This is a genomic window from Paraglaciecola sp. QJM3NY_14 (genome assembly GCF_056173245.1).
In genome coordinates, this window is sequence record NZ_CM149664.1 from 1246399 (window position 1) to 1262098 (window position 15700).

General features: G+C 41.7%; 11 protein-coding genes and 1 pseudogene. 4 read left to right on the forward strand and 8 right to left on the reverse strand.

What is annotated here, in order from left to right; translation table 11 throughout:
* Positions 1 to 106: 106 nt before the first annotated feature.
* The 3 genes from AC0VYA_RS05270 to AC0VYA_RS05280 all read right to left on the reverse strand — a co-directional run bounded on the left by AC0VYA_RS05270 (position 107) and on the right by AC0VYA_RS05280 (position 3565).
* Complete coding sequence (locus tag AC0VYA_RS05270) at positions 107 to 1924, reverse strand: acyltransferase family protein (protein WP_475490290.1); 1818 nt, start codon at positions 1922 to 1924, stop codon at positions 107 to 109.
* Positions 1925 to 2035: 111 nt separating this feature from the next.
* Positions 2036 to 2713, reverse strand: coding sequence for a sulfotransferase family 2 domain-containing protein (locus AC0VYA_RS05275; protein WP_475490291.1), 678 nt, complete (start codon positions 2711 to 2713; stop codon positions 2036 to 2038).
* A 273-nt stretch (positions 2714 to 2986) separates the two neighbouring features.
* Positions 2987 to 3565 carry a golvesin C-terminal-like domain-containing protein gene (locus AC0VYA_RS05280; RefSeq protein WP_475490292.1) on the reverse strand — a complete coding sequence of 193 codons (579 nt, stop codon included), beginning with the start codon at positions 3563 to 3565 and terminating at the stop codon, positions 2987 to 2989.
* 647 nt (positions 3566 to 4212) lie between these two features.
* Between AC0VYA_RS05280 and AC0VYA_RS05285 the strand changes: the two genes are divergently transcribed.
* Positions 4213 to 5136, forward strand: coding sequence for a sulfotransferase domain-containing protein (locus tag AC0VYA_RS05285; RefSeq protein ID WP_475490293.1), 924 nt, complete (start codon positions 4213 to 4215; stop codon positions 5134 to 5136).
* A 120-nt stretch (positions 5137 to 5256) separates the two neighbouring features.
* On the opposite strand, the gene AC0VYA_RS05290 is transcribed toward AC0VYA_RS05285, so the two are convergent.
* A complete protein-coding gene (locus AC0VYA_RS05290) occupies positions 5257 to 6054 on the reverse strand; it encodes a sulfotransferase family protein (RefSeq protein WP_475490294.1) in 798 nt (265 codons plus the stop codon).
* Positions 6055 to 6200: 146 nt separating this feature from the next.
* Complete coding sequence (locus AC0VYA_RS05295; protein ID WP_475490295.1) at positions 6201 to 7049, reverse strand: Stf0 family sulfotransferase; 849 nt, start codon at positions 7047 to 7049, stop codon at positions 6201 to 6203.
* Between the two features lie 344 nt (positions 7050 to 7393).
* Here AC0VYA_RS05295 and AC0VYA_RS05300 point away from each other — a divergent pair.
* From AC0VYA_RS05300 to AC0VYA_RS05310, 3 genes and pseudogenes are all read left to right on the forward strand, one after another.
* Positions 7394 to 7550 (forward strand): annotated as a pseudogene (locus AC0VYA_RS05300) (integrase core domain-containing protein); the annotation flags it as partial.
* A gap of 247 nt (positions 7551 to 7797) precedes the next feature.
* Complete coding sequence (locus AC0VYA_RS05305; RefSeq protein WP_475490296.1) at positions 7798 to 9276, forward strand: hypothetical protein; 1479 nt, start codon at positions 7798 to 7800, stop codon at positions 9274 to 9276.
* Positions 9277 to 9630: 354 nt separating this feature from the next.
* Positions 9631 to 12033: a zinc-dependent metalloprotease gene (locus tag AC0VYA_RS05310; RefSeq protein ID WP_475490297.1), complete on the forward strand. Its 2403-nt coding sequence runs from the start codon at positions 9631 to 9633 to the stop codon at positions 12031 to 12033.
* Between the two features lie 203 nt (positions 12034 to 12236).
* Here the strand turns inward: AC0VYA_RS05310 and AC0VYA_RS05315 are convergent, their stop codons facing one another.
* The 3 genes from AC0VYA_RS05315 to AC0VYA_RS05325 all read right to left on the reverse strand — a co-directional run bounded on the left by AC0VYA_RS05315 (position 12237) and on the right by AC0VYA_RS05325 (position 15667).
* A complete protein-coding gene (locus AC0VYA_RS05315) occupies positions 12237 to 12656 on the reverse strand; it encodes a hypothetical protein (RefSeq protein ID WP_011573964.1) in 420 nt (139 codons plus the stop codon).
* An 81-nt stretch (positions 12657 to 12737) separates the two neighbouring features.
* Entirely contained in the window at positions 12738 to 14105 is a 1368-nt protein-coding gene (gene hemN, locus AC0VYA_RS05320) for an oxygen-independent coproporphyrinogen III oxidase (RefSeq protein WP_475490298.1), read from the reverse strand.
* Between the two features lie 149 nt (positions 14106 to 14254).
* Positions 14255 to 15667 carry a TonB-dependent receptor gene (locus tag AC0VYA_RS05325; RefSeq protein WP_475490299.1) on the reverse strand — a complete coding sequence of 471 codons (1413 nt, stop codon included), beginning with the start codon at positions 15665 to 15667 and terminating at the stop codon, positions 14255 to 14257.
* Positions 15668 to 15700: the final 33 nt, after the last annotated feature.

Genomic DNA, 15700 nt, shown 5'->3' on the forward strand with positions numbered 1-15700 from the left:
TTCATTTTCTGTCCTACTTCAGTGTAGCTCAACTTTACGGGTAATTATATGACCGTAAAGTTGAGGCTTTATCGTCTAAATTCACGAGAGTGAAATCAATGGCAAACTAAAACTCCGTGTCTCGTAAAAATGCAGCTACAAGAAACTGGCTACCGGCATGAGACAAATGACCGCGGTCAACCACCATTAACCTGCCATTTTTAAATATACTGCACGCATCCGTTGGACAAAATAATTTGAATGCATTAAAAATTTTTGTGTCAGGCAGGACCCGCAAAATCTCATTGCTCATGGCTAAGCCATCATCTGGTTTTATAAAGTAATCGTTATTCGGCTCGTCTCTGCTAGCTAAGCGAGCGGCGAGGTATTGTGGATTGCTAACGGGATAAAGAGGTAGCTGATTGATTAAGATAGCGGAGACGCCATTTTTCCTTAATGTTTCAATGGTTTCAGGTAGCTTGCTAATTTCTAATTTGTCTACTTTTTCAGAATACGCCCAATTTCCAGCAAGAATAACTTTTTCTATATTCAAGTTTTTAATGATATCAAGCACGTGAAGGTTGTTCCGCAGACAATTTGGTCGGGAAGGGAGACTCTGCTCTAGAATAGGAGGGCAACCAGCAGAAGAATATAACAAAACGTTATAGGGGAGGATATCGCTATTTGCTTTTAAGCCAGCGACTAAATGATTGGCGTGAGAGTCGCCCCATAACAAAACTGTTCGGTCTGATTTTGACGATTTAATAACGCATTCCTTTGCATCCCAAAGCGTGAAATCTTCTTCAGTATTCAGGAAGCAGTGATTTTGACTACTTTCTTTTCTGGTGTCTGCTAAGGTTTCAATTTCTAGATTTGGGAAGCGCTGCGGCAAACCACTTTGCTGCCAAACAATTAGGCCTACTACTAAAATTATCACCGTCGAACTGAAAGCGTAGCCATAAACTTGCTTAGGTTTGAATCCTTCTGCTTTTGTAAGCCTGAAAGGTGACTCTATGTACCGCCAAGATAGCCATGATATTAGAAAGGTTACGGCCATCATCGCAAATTTTTCCCATATTTCGAACTCTCTAATGGTCCAATAACCATAAAATACAACAATGGGCCAGTGCCAGAGGTAGAGAGAATAAGAAATTTTTCCTGTAAATCGCATCGCTGGCAGAGTGAGAATTCTATACACGATAGTATATTTGTCTTGTGTCCATAATAGGAGTGCAGCGCCTATACATGAAGGCAGCGCAGCGAAGCCAGGAAATTGACTATGCTCATCAAGACTAAAAATAGGAGCGACGACGAGCAGTAGGCCTAGGTATTCTAAATATGGACTGAGTTTTTCGCTTGGGGACCAACTTCGTCGCAGTGCTAACGCTACAATCGAGCCAATAAGTAACTCCCAAAACCTGAAGGGAGATAAGTAAAAAACCCCACTAGGAATCGCGTTAATTGATAATACAGCGAGTAGAAATGAAACAATAAATAAAACAATTATTGTTGCGTTCATCGCTAATCTACTGTGTTTATAACTTAACCAAAGTATGAAAGGAAATATAAGATAAAACTGTTCTTCTACTGAGAGTGACCATGTGTGTAGTAAAGGTTTTAGCTCTGAAGGGCCTGAAAAGTAGTCACTTTTATACCAAAAAAATACATTTGATAAATAAGTAATGGTGCTCACCATACTTTGGCCAAACTCTTTGAATTCGTCAGGCATAAAGATGAAGTATGCAGCAATAAATGACACAGCAACGACTGCAATCAATGCAGGGTAAAGGCGCCTAATTCGCTTTTCATAGAATTGTAAAAAGGAAAAGTGCTCGTCATCGATTTCTTTTAGTAGAATTCCTGTAATAAGATAACCAGAAATTACGAAAAATATATCTACTCCTGCAAAACCGCCTGACAAACTGACAAAACCGAAATGAAACAATAAGACGCATAAAACTGCGATGGCACGTAAGCCATCGATATCTTGGCGGTAACGCATTTAGAACTCCTAGGGATATGCGATCTGTTGAATACTATTTTGAATATAAATGCTTCATTCAAAGCTATAATTAAATAGTTCTATCTCTTCACGATAATACTGCGCAATAAAGTCGATACTTTCCTGATCAAAATCCTTGCTAGGATCGCTTTTCTGGCCTTCAATTTTATGAGGTAGATCTATATTACTTAAGCCTAATTTCGGACAGAGTTGATGAAAATCACTGGCTAGTGTTTCGAATTTACCTACAAAATCCATAGGAATATTGCCTTTATAGTCTTTCAACCAATACGTTTGTGGGCGTAAAAAACCAGTTCCAGCAAATTTCTTCATAAACTGTGCAAATGTTAACGTAGGATCTATTTGGTAGTTCTTCTGATGAATAGGATCTCGCATAGCGTTTTTGTACCATGAGTGTGCACGGTGCCAAGGGTTTCTCACAAACGTAAACTTGACGTAAGATTCATATTGTCCTCTGTTTACGGTCAAGCCATTGTTTGGGTTTGCGTGACTTCTAAAATTTTCTCTAACACGACGTATATAGTCTTTTACATTCTCGCTACTTTTGACTACGGCAGGCTGTAGCCCCGGTTGCTGAATCATTCTAATACTTCTATGGTCTTGTCCTGAACGGCCTTCATGTCCGTCAAAATGTCCGAGAACATTTTCGATACTCGTACCTGCACATTTAGGTATATGTATGAAGATGCATTTGTGTTGATGAGAAATCATCGGTAATCCTTTTCAAAATAAGTAGATTCAAGCAGTAATCAGGCCAAATTTTTGCAATTAAATAATGTCTGTGTGGCGGAAGTTCTTAATAAATATAAGAAACAGTATCAAGGGTATTATTACTTTTTTACTTAGATAAAAAAAGTGAGGGAATAAATTAAAGGGCTATGCGTTTTGATTTGTGGCGGTTAAAAATCCAGTTGAAGTATACATTCAACTGGATTTTAGTATTTGTTTTTGTTTGCGCGCATAGGTGATGCGCAAATAGCCAGCTTATTTACGGCGCAATCTAAATGCGGCAGCCGCAGCACCTAGCAATACTAGCAATGTACCTGGAGCCGGAACGTTAGTTGGTGCGGCAGGGGTAGCAGCAACGAAAGTGAATCGTACCGCATCAGCAATGATGTTTTGGCTTGATGTGGAATTGCTGTCGTCAATCTTCACTGAAGCACCAGTAAGATCAAAACTGTACTCACCTAGATCATTCCAAACCGCACCATTAAGCAACTGATTGATAACCAAACTAGCGGTAGCTGAACCTGAGTCAACGGTTACAGCAGCGTTATTTGCTCTTGTAGCGCCAGAGGTCCAAAGCATTTCTACTTTCCAAATACCAGCAACCCACTCACTGTCGCCTGTCGGGTCCCACATTCCGAAATCACCCAAAGAGTTGCGCGAATCGGCCATGTAGTTAGCGCCGAAATAACCTGTCTCGTATGTACTAAAGTTGAGTCCACTAGAGGTGAAACCAGCATCAGTGTTGTCGACTGTAATGACCGCAGCGTTAGCAGCAACTGATACTGTTAATAGCGCACATGTAGCTAAGCGGGTAAATAAACTTCTTAATTCCATATTCTAGTGTTCCTACTGGGTGAAAATACGATACTTCTCATTTATCAAATCATTTGAGATTACTAAATTTGACAAAATTATACTTTAGTCTAGGAAAGCAAAATTCAGGCCGATAATATTTAATTGTTATATTTCAGATGGATACTGGTTTATCAAACGATACCTAGAATTACATTGTAAATAAAGCTGACACTTTTTTATTGCAGTGTATGTAAATTGATATTGAATTGAGTAGTAAAGTACTCGTTTCATTTGTAATGAACGTAAGCGCTTTAATTACAGGCTCGCTCTGCTATTGACTTAAAGCATGGTTCAGATTAATTCAACTCTAAGCGAGTCATTTGTGCTCTTTTAAGGAAAGGCTAACAATTATCTTTGTCCACCCGCTGTATCTAATACTGACGTATTCACTTCAATCTAATACGCCCACCGTATATTGGCTTCTGAGCTGCTGGTGTCAGTGCATTTAGCGTAAAAAGAGTTCTGAGCAAAGGAGTTACTGACTACAGGGCTGGTACCAGCTGATATGCTAGGCTCAGTGATCAGTAACAGGCGATTATTCGAATCTCTTAACTTTTTTAAAATTGTAATACAATTGGTGCTGTGTGATAGTTGCGTTCTAACTATCTGAATATTCGGGAATTTATATGGGTGGAGTGAAACAATATCTAATTATGATTAAAGTTGTTGCTAGTCTCTACTTTATTCGTCTATTAAGCAAAATTACGCCTATACGTTTTACATCACCCTCTATTTTACTATTGTCTTACCCTAGAAGTGGCTCTTCATGGGCGGGGGAAATTCTGGCTACATCAAAACAATTAGCCTATTTGAGGGAGCCCGTTACTCAGCCTTACTTAAAACGATTTGGTGGTGAACAAGCGGTGTTTAGAGCTGAAGATAACCACAAAGACATTAGTATTTACCAGACATTGGCTGATGACGCCTTTGGCGGTATACCGAGTGTTCACAGAGGCATTGTGGACAATAAAAGAGATTTTCTGCCGTTTTCAAATTCAACACCGCAAAAATTACTGATTAAAGAGGTGAATCCAGCAGCGGCCAGTTTTTACTGTAAGCATTACAAGCCTTTTCTATTAATATTGTTGCGTCACCCTGCGGCGGTGGCGTTAAGTTTTCACGAAAGAGGTTGGTTAACAAGACACGCTGAGTTACTAGATGGTGAGTCTGAGCTTGATGAATGGGGGCGTTTCGGTCAGTTATACGGCACTTTTTTGGCTGAAGCTGTTGATGCAGTTCATCATTACCAAAATGCAAAAATCATTAAATACGAAGCGCTAGCGAATGATCCTAAGCAACAGTATTTGGATATTTTCGCAGATTGTGGCGTTCAAGCACCGGATGATTTTGATTCAGTTATCGAGCAATACTGTTACTCAAAAGTTGATTTAAGCAGTGGTTATCAAACCGAGCGGAATTCAAAACTAACAGCCGAAAAGTGGAAGAATAAACTCTCCAATGAACAGATAAATTCCCTGCGTAAAGGTTTTTTAAATACTCGCTTGGATTTCTACCGAGAGCCTAGTGATTGGCTTCTTCAACGGTATTAAACGTTAATCAGAACGTTTTGGTCAAATAGAAGAGCTTCGAATTTAAAGCTCTATTGATTACCTAATCGTAATAGTGATGAGTAGCTTAGCGGCGCTTACACTCCGATTTTTTCAATCAGCTCAAGTTTCATCATTCACGTGTGCACCGAAGAAGTTCTTAGGTTCTAGTTGGCGATAATCGCGCAGGCTATACCCTATGTTATTGAATCTTTGTTCCACTTTATCAGTAAGCGGAAAATGCATTCGCTTAATTAGGTTTGCTCGGTTTCGTTGCCATCTTGCATAGTATTGGTCATTTACTTCGGTCCGAATTTTATGCTTGACGGTCAACGGGGCTAAGCCTAAAAAATCAAATATGCTGTTGATCTCGTTTTGGGGATTTTGGACAAAGTCTTCGTAACGCAATACATATACGTTTTTTAAATGGGGTAAGTCGTTTAACAGTGTTTCGTACCCCAGAAGTGTATGTTCTATCAATGACTTGATCGTCGTTTTGCTCCACTTCTGTGTCGCATACCCAACCGCTAATGGATGGCGGAATATTACGACAAACTTACTGTCTGGATATAATTTTTGAAAAAAACGTGTTCGCACAATATTCGGCGGGCTTTTTTCAATGTAGTGAGTACAGCTGTTATCCAAATATGCTTCCCACTGAGTTAATATTGCTTCAGCTGATACGGGGGTTGCAAGAGGGTGGCTTTCGTTCATATGAGATTGTTTGTCGAAAATATACTTTCCAGGCCCCCCATAGGCACGAGCGGGTTGATATACATTCTGCAAAAACATGCCTTCATCCTCGGGCACTCCTGTGTTAGAAAAACCACTAATCGCATCATGCTCTCTGATAATTTCATGCAATATAGACGTGCCACTTCTGTGATGTCCAGCAAGAAAAATGAATTTTTTATCAGTCATGTTACAACCATATATCGACGCATGTAATTCACCTTATTATGTTTTTGTTAGTCAGGCTGAGATAACGAAGTTAGGTCTATAGCCCTATTTATTAGGGACTATTAACCCTTCTTAAGCATTAAATTGTCATTCATATCGCTAGACTGTTAGCGGTAGAGAATTCTCTTCGCTACCCTATCGATCATGGTATCAGGCAGGATTTTTTTGTTAAATGAATAATTATAGTAATCTTCGGAGAACCTCTGTATCCATTCATCATTGATATTTGTTGACTGTTTTTTGATTGTTTTTGAGTCGTCTTTAGTAATGGGAATGATCAGATCATTTATTACGACGTCATTGTTTGAAACGAGCTCTTCATAAGTTAGCAGTGTGTACTTGCTTTTGGACTTACAGAGAAAGGCTAGTATTAGGGCGTTTTGTGCTTTTATTCTCTCGAGTTTTTCTAGTATCAGCCAAAAATTGTATTTGGGCTTATTTAAGGAAGAAAAAAAACTGCTCCATTTACCCGTTTGATCTGCTATGTCATAAGACACCGCTTGGGCTATTTCATCATTACGTTTCAAAAATACATATCTGACATCTACAGAGTCGTCAAAATTTCCTTTGAAGGCTTCGAATTCATCTAGATGGCTACCATGTAAATTGATTCCAAGTATGCCTTTGTCGCTAACGCGATGCTTTATCAGTTGCGCTACATATTTACTTTTGTTTATGAATCCGTCTTCAATACACTGCCAACGAAATGCTAGGTATTGTAGGTATTGATAGGGCTGAAAGTACTCATGTGCATTACATATATTTTCTTGTCTGAGTAAATCGCATAAATATGTACTACCGCTGCGCTGGGTGCTTAAAATAACAAGTAACTGTTTAACTTGAGTTGTTTTGACGGGATTATTGTCATAATCCTCTGAAGCAAAATCACCCGTTGGAAAATCACTCACTAACTGCTCAAGCTTATTCATATTTACTGGATGGGATTCACCGTTCAAATTCATGCTACTACAACTACGCTAATCACTAATGCCATTATGTTACGTGGTTCTTATAATATAAGGAAGCGAGTATAACTTCCTAAAACTGATTGATAGTTCCGATAATAAAAACCTAGCACATTAAAGCAAGTTTTTTTTATAAAATATAGCGGCTTAATTTTTAACTTATTGAATTTTTGTATTATTTACAGATATAACGTTTTAGTTATTGGTAAATAAATGCACCTTTTATATTTGCATTACGCTTAGGGTCTTAGCGTATTACCATTATAGATATCTTATTGTGCAATTTGTATAAAATTTAGCATGGTAGCCTCAAGTTCATGTAGCGGTTATAGCACTATCAGGTGACGCAAAGTATCAGTCATAGGGAAATTGCTCGGATAACGCGCCGATGGAAAGAGTATTTAGAAGCTTGAAGTCAGAATGGTTCCACCTACTGGCTGTAATTCTCTTGAAGAGGCAAAGTATAGTATCAGGCGTTACTTGATAAATTACTAATTAATACTAATAAATCAATAGCTTTTGACGTTCTTTCAACCCGCCACACCCGTTTGATATCACCCCGAGATCTACTTTATTAGTGATTGGTTTGTATCGATTACACGTTCACTGCGACGGTTCAACTGACTAATCGATTTAACGCGAGTGCTTTAATTCAATTTGATCTTTCAAGATCCACATTGCTTTTTGTTTACATTTAATTAACAATCTTGATTCGCGTTATCGTTTCAAGGATTGAAATATGTCTACCCAGCTGCGATTTTCTAAGCAATTTTTACTTTCATCTACACCGGTTTTAAATCCGTTTCTCGACAATTGGATTAAGACTACGCTCAGTTCGAACTATTTCTTTTATGCTCACCCAAAGTTGAATGTGACTCAGGTTATCAGAGAACATCAACAATACATTGCGATGGGGGACTTTCTTGATCCCGTTCATGTAAATGCGTGTAACGAAGACGTAATTCAACGTCTCGCTGATGAGTGCGATAGTTTTGCTGCCTTAGAGCTAGCTTTGAACTCTTTGAGTGGGCGGTGGGCTTTGATTGCCACAATAAATGGGTGTAGTCGTGTTTACCACGATGCTGCGGGGCAAAAGTCGGTTTTTTACCATACATCTGTAACCGGCGATCGCTTCATTTGTACACACCCTAGTTTATTGAGTTCATTGGAAATCGTGGTCAAAGATACTGAATTACAAAACGAATTTGAGTCTTTTACCCACTCTGGCAGCTGGCCAATTTATGCATTGCCGTATCGCGATTTACATCAGTTATTACCCAATCATTACCTTGACTTGCACGAGCTAGCTGCTGAGCGCTATTGGCCGAATGGTCAGCTTGAGCCACTGACGGTAGAGGCGGCTGCGGAGAAAATGGCTCATTTGGTAAAGGGGGCTACCGAAGCTGCAGCGGCACGAAATAGCTGCGTTTTGAATCTAACCGGAGGGTATGATTCTCGGCTTATTTTAGCCAGTGCGATGAATATTTGGGAGCAATGCGAGTTTTTCACAGTGAAAAGGACGGATTCACCTAAACACGATCAGTCGATACCGATTAAGCTAAAAAATAAGTACAAACTTAAACATCATTTTGTGCAATCTTCCGTGAAATCTGCCGCAACTGCAAAGCAGAATGATGAATTAAATAAGCAGTTACAAATCAATGTTGGCGGAATGCGTTATGACCCATCGTTACAAGCGACGCTAGCGGTTAAAAATACAATAAACGATAAAACGCATCTTCTTGGTTTGATTTCCGAAGTGACACGTTGCTATTACTACGAAGATGGCGTGCATCCTGATCGTCTTACACCTGAATTTTTAGCGCAGCGCTCGGGGTTCGGTAGTAACCCGATTGCGATAAAAGGATGTAAGCATTGGCTCGACAGCTTACCTGATGACTTACCTGTAAATATATTGGACCTGTTTTACTGGGAACATCGTTTAGGTGTTTGGGCGGCTTGTGGTATGGCGTTTTCTGAGGCGGTGATGGATCAACTGTCTCCAATGAACTGCAGAGCATATTTGGAAGCAGGATTATCGACTGATGTCAGTTATCGTAAATCACCTTATGCGCTCATCACTAAAACAATTGAGGTGCTAACCCCCAGTTTACTTGAGTTTAAATTCAATTATGACTTGGCGGATTACTTACAGGAATTAGGGGTAGGCAAATGGCCGCTCCCTTGGCGTATCAAAAAGGCGGTTGGTCTGGTCTAGTATCCATTTTTAAGCCCTCCCACGCGCTGAATCAGCGCCATGGATCGCGTTCAAAATCTCACTTTTAAGGTAGTAGCTAACGGATTTGCTAGCTAAGAGCGAAATGCGGTACGCGTTCTGATATAAAATTTAGCCATCTTTTAGAGCCAAGATACTTATCTTTTTTTGCAGAAGCGAGTGTTGAGTGTGTTGACTCATCGCAAGGTTTTACGACTTACTTTTAATAAATCTGCACGCATTTCTCTCATGACGCTTTTGATAAAAGTAAAAACTCGCTAATGTATTGCCAAGAATAACTATAAAATCAAACCAATAATTATATTCATGTTCATGTTCATGTTAAAAGGAGCGCAGATGCTGTTATTAAGGGGAAGGGGCGTTGTTTTTTTATTAAGCACGCTAATGTGTTTAATGGCTGGCGCGGCGAACGCACAGAGTATTGCTGAATTCACCGATGGGATGGAGCACAAAGCTGGCTTTTTTGATTTTTATTACGACGGCGAGAACGACAAGGTCTATCTACGCATCGATAAGCTGTCGCAGCCGTTCTTATTTCAAAGCAGCATGCCCCAAGGCATTGGCTCGAATGATATCGGCCTTGATCGTGGTCAGTTAGGCAAGACGCGTTTGGTCGAGTTTCAACGCTTTGGGAACAAAGTGATGCTCAAACAATTAAATACAGCGTATCGAGCGACATCGACTAATCCCGCCGAACAGGCCAGTATCGATGAAGCGTTTGCTGACTCCGTATTAGTAGGATTGCCTGTTGTCGCCTCTAACGCAAAGATTGTGCTGGTGGATTATACGGATTTTCTACTGTCTGATATTCACCAGATTAGCGATCGTTTAAACACGACCAAGCAGGGCAGCTATAGCCCTGATGCTACCCGAAGCGGTGTATATTTAGCGCGCAGCAAAGCCTTTGTGGATAATACCGAGCTTGAATCACTGGTGACGTTTGCTGGTAGCCAGCCCGGGGAGTATGTAAAACAAGTGACGCCTGCGCCAAAGAGTATTTCGGTGCATTTGCACCACTCGCTTGTTCGCTTACCTGACAATAAGTACCAACCACGCGAGTTTGTCCCGTTTTCAGGGTATTGGGCGTTGGGTTATCAAGACTATTCAGCGCCGCTTGATCAAAGCATGACGACGCAGTTTATCCCTCGCCATCGCCTAAGTAAGAAAAACCCCAAGGCTAAAACCAGTGAAGCGGTTGAGCCTATCGTGTACTACCTAGACCCAGGTATTCCTGAACCCGTTTTAGGCGCATTACTTGACGGTGCGCGCTGGTGGAACCAAGCCTTTAGTAAAATTGGCTACAGAGATGCGTTTCAAGTGAAGGTGCTACCAAAAGGTGCTGACCCAATGGACGTGCGCTACAACGTGATCCAGTGGGTACACAGAGCCACTCGCGGTTGGTCTTACGGCAGCTCAGTGGTTGACCCTCGCACCGGGGAAATCATCAAAGGCCACGTAACGCTTGGTTCGTTGCGTGTTCGCCAAGATTATTTAATCGCTCTTGGCTTAACCAGCCCCTTTACCAAAGCGGAAGGCGTTACTGACACGCAAGCGCAACAAGAGATGGCGCTGGCGCGTATTCGTCAATTGTCTGCCCATGAAGTGGGGCACACCTTAGGTATTTCCCATAACTTCGCTGCCAGCGAGTATGGCCGTGAGTCAGTAATGGATTATCCGCATCCGCTTATCACCTTAAAAAACGACAGAATCAGTTTAGAAGGTGCTTACGCGACAGGCATGGGTAAATGGGATGACTACGTGATTGCCTATGGCTACCAAGCCTATGCCAATACTCAAGATGAAACGACAGGCTTAAACGAATTGGTGACACAAGCACGTGCCAGTGGCATGCGTTATCAATCCGATCCCGATGCTCGGCCTCTACACGCGGCTAACCCATCAGGCAGTTTATGGGATAACGGTGAAGATGCCGTGGCTGAGTTAAAGCGAATTAGCGATGTTCGCAGCGTTGCAATGCAGCAGTTCGGTATTAACAGCATTCCTACTGGCGATACGTTATCTTCATTAGAAGAGCGTTTTGTACCAATATATTTACTTCATCGTTATCAGTTAGATGCAGCGGCAAAACTGATTGGCGGGGTGGAATATGAGTATGAAAGTAAGGGTGATTATAATAAAGCTAAAGGTGCAAAGCCGGTTGACGGTAAAGCGCAACAAGCAGCATTAAATGCGATTTTGGATACCATGCAACCTGCCTTTTTGAGTGTGCCTGAACATATCGTAAAATTAATCCCGCCTAAAGCCTATGGTGAATCACGCAACCGTGAGAGCTTTAAAGGCCGTACTGGGCTTACGTTCGACCCGGTATCGGCTGGGGAATCAGCGGCAAATTACAGCTTGTCCTTGTTACTGCAACCTCAGCGTTTAAATCGATTGGCGCAGCAACACAGTATGAATAAAGAAGCCCCGAGCGTTCATAGTGTTATCTCCACTTTGTTGGCACGCAGCTTAAAACAAGACAGCGCTAACCAACTTGCACAGCGGATCAATTATGTGGTGCTCGACGGTTTAGTCAAATTGTTGGCTTCGCCTGAATTAGCACCGGAAGTGGCAGGCGCGATTGAATTACAACTGCGCGATTTAACCCAGTGGTTAGGCAGCTTGAAAAAGCGTGGGCAAAACCGCGTGTTAGCGGAACAGTTTAATCAGTTTTGGCAAACTGGAAAATGGCCAACGCATTTTGAACCTAAGCCTTTGCCACCAGGCTCACCCATTTAACACCTCTCGCAATAAGCTATTAAGTGCGCTTAATAGCTTATGCTCAAGTCATTCGTACTCAAGTCATTCGTTCTCAAGTTAGAAAGGAGAGGTTGATCACTGCAAGTAAGGCAAGGTGTAAAGGATTTGCGTTGTCGATGACTTCTAAAGCGTCAACGACATATGCATTAAGGGGATTTATTTAAAAGCTAAAAGCGCAGGTTCTACTGTGACTGGGCTGCGTTTAATTCTTCTTTCAGCCATTTTTTAGCGGATGTTTCATCGTCAAAAAATGCGTATTTTAAGGAAGTACGTTGATATATGCTTTCCCAAAACTGCTCTGCTATAGATTTGTATTGTACATCATCAAACACAATTGCTGTGGCCACAAGGTTCATATGCTCAGCTTGCTTGATTGATTCAACCATCATCCCTGCCGCTTCAGGTGGCAATAAGGGCTCACCACTCAGTACAGTCAAACTGGTCCATGGTTTGTCACATAACTGCTCTCTGTATTGATTTATTTCGCGCTGGTATTGCAACACCATTTCAGTGTTAGCTGGGCCGCGAGCACGAATAATCATTAACTCTAGTTCTACGCATATATACAAACTTCCATGAATAGGAAAACTTCTGTTGACCATCGAGTCTATTCCTTTGATTTAACTCAAAATACACCTAAGGTATAACACAGATCTTCCTTGATCACATAGCGTAGTATTTTACTATATCGTCGCTGAAAACTTCTGCTGTGTATCGAGACCCAGATAGGCATCAAATGCCATGCAAATGCTGCGTAACAAGAGTTGGGCTTTTGGCTGAACGTAAAGTGCGTGGGGTAAATTTAGCATCAAACCATCTTGAATAAACATTGTTAATCCGCGCAATTCGCTAGCAAAGTACTCATCAAAATCTATATCAAAGCACACAGAGATTGCGGTTTTATCAACCATGGAATTACACATAATGTCGCTAATCACTCGGCGTCGAATACGGTCGTCTTGGCTGAGTTTCAACCCTTTCTCAAGGGCGCATTTCTGGTGTTCGATGGCGTAGTAGTAATCAGCAAGTCCTTTTTGGTTCTGGCTGTAGCTCTCGCCCACGGCGCTAATTGCAGATACTCCTAACCCTAGCAGGTCGGTATTTTGCCCTGTGGTATAGCCTTGGAAGTTACGCATTAAACTGTTGTTTTGTTGGGCTAGCGCTAATTCATCATTCGGCAAAGCAAAGTGATCTATGCCAATGAATTGATATCCAAATTGGGTAAGTTTATCCACAGCTAGATGCATTAACGCCAGCTTTTGCTCTGTGTCCGGTAGGGCGTCTACTGACAATTTTCGCTGTGCAGCAAAACGCTCTGGTAAGTGGGCATAGCTAAATAGTGACACCCGCTCCACTTGCATCGCATGTACGGCGTCTAATGTATTAGCAAAACTTTCAGGGGTTTGAAAAGGCAGGCCGTAAATAAGATCTAAGTTGACTGAACGAAAGTGACGCTCTTTGGCACGAGCCACCAAAGACGCTATTAGTTCCGTCGACTGCACCCTATTGATCGCTTTTTGTACTTTAGGATTTGTATCTTGTAAACCGATACTCAAACGGTTGAATCCCATGTCTGCCATGGCATCAATACGCCCAACGGTCATATCTCTTGGGTCTATCTCGATACTTATTTGTGCGTCAGTGGTGAAATAAAAATGCGTTTTGAGCTCATTCATCAGTTGCAGTAACTGATCGTCAGTTAGAAAATTGGGTGTTCCGCCGCCGAAGTGTAAGTGAGTAACCGCTTTCGCCCCAAAGTGCTTGGCTTGCTGCTTTATTTCTTCAATTAGATGCTTAAGGTACACATTTGCTTTGGTTTGTAACTGGGTCACAATTTTATTGCAGCCACAGTAGTAGCAAAGATAATGGCAAAACGGGATGTGTACATATAAAGAGAGGTTTTTGTTATCACTTTGCTCTGCAGCGTTTAAGAAATCGGCTTGCTTGAATAAGGGGGTGAAGTTTGGCGCTGTCGGATAAGACGTATATCGCGGTCCACGAAGTGGATATTTTTCAAGTAAAGCAGGATCTAACGTAACAGATGGGTGCATGAAGTGTGCTCGCAAGTTAACTCAGTGAAATAAGGGGTAACGAGCGCAGTATAAATAACGTACAGAAATCAAAATTGATCTAGAACAATAAACCACAAGGCTGAAATATGAGTCAGCCTTGTGATCTATTGGTAGGCGGGAATTAGAATTTAACCTTTAAATCCAAAAAAGCTATTTTTCATAATTTCTTCGACCGCGCCTTCAGGCAGGGCATTTTCCCACTCACCTCTACCTTTGGTCACCTGTTTCAGTACGTCTCGGGAGAATATCTTGAACAAGTTGGGGTCGCTGCAATCGATGCCCTGAATAAAGTTATTTTCTAATAAGTGGCGATATAAAAAGCGCAGATGATCAGGTACTTTCACCGAAGTAAAGTCGTTTAATTCACCTTCGCTATCCAGTTCAGGGTAAACAAATAGTCGGGTGTTATCCGGGAATAATTTACCAAAGCCCTCTAGAATTCCGCCTTCAACCCCGCGGTAAGATTCCTCGTCAAAAATTTGTTTGATGTTGATCATACCCACCACTATACCAATCTGTAACTTGGTATATTGCCTGAAATAAGCACGTAGCGAGAAGTAACGGGTGTAATCCGAAACCATCACGTTGTAACCCAAAGAGTTAAGCAATTGCACTCTGGCGATAATGTCTTTAGAGGGGACTTTTGCGTCATTTCCTCGGCTGTCGTTCAGGGTGATTTCGGCAATAGCAACCGTATTGCCTTTTTCAACCCCGGGTAGCTTGCCAAAAGCCAGTTGCCCTTGCTCTATCATGTCTACATTCAGTTTGGTGACTGGCCTAAACGAACCACGAATGGTCAGTACGTTCTTTTTGTAGAGCATTTCAGCAGGAACCGCCACGGTACCATCAGGTTTAAACATGATGGCGCGGGTCTTCCAGCTTCTGATCAGATGAATGTTTTTCGCGCGGTTATCAACATCTTCAAAGTAGGGGCCCTTGAATTCAATTGAGTCTATTTCGATTCGATTGGCTTTGATGTTATCCGTTAACGAGTCGATAATTTTTTTCGGATTTTCAAAATAGTAGTAAGCAGCATAAATGAGGTTTACACCGATTACACCTAACGCTTGCTGCTGGGCTTCCGCGTTATCGTCAAGCATGCGCACGTGAACCGTGATATCAGATGGTTCAGCACCAGGATACATTTGTACGCGAACACCACACCAAGCATGGCATTCATTCGCACGATTGAAACTCTTTGCCGCAACAGTGGCGGCATAGGCAAAATAACGAGACGAGCGAGAACGGGTATCGCCGACGCGATCAAGTACCAGCTCGAACTCCTGTTCCATCATGGCTTTGACTCGGGCTTTACTTACGTAACGTCTGTCTTCTTGTACGCCGTAAATAGCATCAGAGAACTTCATATCATAAGCAGACATGGTTTTAGCGATGGTACCCGCCGCCGCACCCGCTAAGAAAAACTGCCTCGCGACTTCTTGGCCTGCGCCAATCTCTACGATCGTGCCGTACTTTTTCTCGTCTAGGTTTAGGCGTAATGCTTTGGCGCTGGTATTTCGCGAACTGGTCTGTTTGTCCATGGTCTCTCCAAAATTGTAGGGGATGTACCAACA